This window comes from Streptomyces sp. NPDC055078 (assembly GCF_053607985.1).
In genome coordinates this window covers 1-2,564 of the sequence record NZ_JBSGUP010000905.1, presented here as the reverse complement: position 1 = coordinate 2,564, position 2,564 = coordinate 1, and the positions used below count along the sequence as shown (strand labels likewise).

Below are 2,564 nucleotides of genomic sequence, written 5' to 3'. Positions count from 1 at the left end.
GGCCCCGGGACCGGAAGCCGCCGGGCCGAAAGCCGCCGGGCCGAAGGCCGCCGGGCCGAAGGCCGCCGAGCTATGGGCGGCGGAACCGGAAGCCGCCTGGTCAGACGCGGTCACAGCAGATCCTCCGGGGTCACGGGGTCGGGTGCCTCGGCGTCCGTGCCGGGCGGGCCGCCGTGGGTCCACGGCGTCTCCTCGGGGTCCGGCAGCTTCGGACCGCCGCGCTGGTCGTGCTCGAACAGGGTCCAGGCGATCCGGTCGCCCTTGACCGGTACCGATCCCTCCGCCGGGTCCTTGGAGCGGCCCATACGGTCGGTCAGCCGCAGTACGAGCAGGGTGGAGTCGCCCGCGGCCTCGTACCGTACGCACTCGGCCGACTGCGGCTTGCCGTCCAGGGAGCGGTACACCTTCACCCGCTCGCCGAGGTGGGGCAGGTCGTCGGTGAGCAGGGTGATCAGGGGGCGGGGGGAGGGCCGCTTGGACTCGGACCACGCCATCACGACCTCGGTCACCTCGCCGATGAACGCCTCGCCCGCCAGCCTGCGCCCGGCCAGCACCAGCGGGTCGTCCAGCGCCTCCTGGGCCTCCAGCTGGGCCTGGGCCGTCTCCCGCGCGGCCAGTTTCCGGGCGGCGGTCACGGCGTCGTCGCGGCGGGGCTGGGGCGGCTCCCCCGCCCGTACGCGATCGCGGTGCGCGGTGAACGACCAGCGGTCGCGCGTCCAGCGGTCCGCCGCCCTGGCGCCCTCGGGCAGCTCGCGCAGCAGGTCGAGTCCGCGCCACACGGCGTCCCAGGCCGGCTGGGTCTGGGTGAGCAGCAGCCGGCGGATCTCCCGCTCGGCCAGCGCCAGTTGTCCCAGCCAGCCGTCGGCCTCGGTGCCCTCCTGGGCCGCGCCATGGGCCTGGCGCACCCGGTCGTACGCCGCCACGGCCGGGGCCAGCAGCCGGTTGTCGAAGGCGGGGTCGGTCGCGGGGCCCGCCGGCGGGCACAGCAGCTGCCCGGCCGCGTCACGGCCCAGCTCGGCCCGCAGCGCGGCCTCCGCCCCGGTCCGGCCCTCGGGCGGGTCGATCCAGGCGAGCAGCGCGCCCAGGTGCTGGTCCTCCAGGGAGGACTGCCCGGTCGCCCAGTGCCGGTTGAGCAGATCGGTCGCCGCCAGCAGCAGCGACGAGCCCGGGACCCGCGCCCGCTCGCCGTAGTGCGTGAGCCATCGGCCGAGCAGCGGGACGTGCGGCGGCGCGGGGTAGGCCGCGTCGGGGTCCTGCTCGGCGGTGCGCCGGAACCGCATGGAGCGCCCGAGGAGGCGTACGAAGTCGATGCCCGCGCGCCCCGGCACGATCAACTGGGGTGCGTCCGCGCACAGTTCGGCCTCGACCTTGGTGCGCTTCCCGGTCGCCGGGTCGTTCTCGTTCCTCTCGACCAGCTCGATGTCGTCGGCGTACGCGTCGAGATACGGCAGTACGGCGTCGGCCAGCTCGGCGAGGAAGGTGAACCGCAGGTCGCGGTCGCGCGGCTGGGCCACGGTCAGCAGCCGGGGCCGCTCCCGGTCGGTCCCGACGAGAGCGCCCAGCGGCGCCCCCGCCTCACCTGCCGTGGTCAGCGGTACGAGGACGAGCGGCCGGTCGGCCAGATGCCGGTGCCGTACGGTCGCCAGCGGCTGGGCCCGCCCCGACTCGACCGCCTCCAGCCGGGCGAGCGTGGCGATCAGCGACATCCGGCCCCTCCCGCCGCCATGGCCACGGCGTCCGGTACCGGACGTACCGGGCTTCCGCCCGCCGTGCGGGACCCGAGCGCCTCGGCGCGCAGGGCGGCGGCCCGGCGCAGGGCAGCGACCGCCGGGTCGGTGGGATCGCCGCTGAGGCCGCGGGCGGCGGCGAGGACATCGGGGACCGTGGTCAGAGCGCCCAGCTCACCGCGGACCGAGCGGCCGAGGGAGCCGACCGCGCCCTCGTGCCGGGCCCGGTCGCGGCAGTGGAACGCCAGTTCGCAGGCGGCGAGGCACTCGGGGGCGTACGCGGCGGAGACCGACTCGACCGCGGCGCTCAGCTCGCCTGCCGGACGGTCCAGGTCGAAGGTGGCGCCCTCGGGCAGCGCGGCGGCGATGTCCTCGATACGGGTCAGCCGGGCGAGCTGGCGGCGGGTGACGGAGAGCTGTTTGCGTACGTCGACGGCAGACGCGGTCGGCAGATTGGAGAAGTCCTTGGGGCAGACGAGCAGCACGCTGCTGTCGACCCGCGCGCCATCGGTCAGCGCGGCGACGCGCTCCAGCGCCAGGACGTACACCGCCGCCTGGCGTGCGGCGGCGCCCACCTTCGCGGCGTCGGCCGACGCGTCGATCATCGGGAAGGACTTGATCTCGATGACCGTCCACCGGCCGTCGGGGTGGACGACGACCGCGTCCGGCTCCAGATAGGCGGGCGAACCCGCGACCTCCAGGGCGAGCATCGGATGGTCGAGCAGGGTCCAGACCCGGTCGGCACTCGCCTCGCGCAGGGCGAGCGCGGTGCGCGCCGCGCGGCCCTCGGGGCCCGCGGCGGCCAGCTCCGGAACGCGGAACTCCCCCTGGCCCTCC

At 76.1% G+C, this 2,564-nt stretch carries 2 protein-coding genes; both read right to left on the bottom strand.

Going from position 1 to position 2,564, the window contains the following annotated elements; all coding sequences use genetic code 11:
- Positions 1 to 110: 110 nt before the first annotated feature.
- On the bottom strand, positions 111 to 1,706 hold the full coding sequence (locus tag ACWF94_RS38420; protein WP_453499595.1) for a hypothetical protein: 1,596 nt from the start codon (positions 1,704 to 1,706) through the stop codon (positions 111 to 113).
- The coding region (locus ACWF94_RS38415; RefSeq protein ID WP_453499593.1) for a hypothetical protein at positions 1,697 to 2,564 on the bottom strand (868 nt) is incomplete at its 5' end. The genes ACWF94_RS38420 and ACWF94_RS38415, both read right to left, overlap by 10 nt.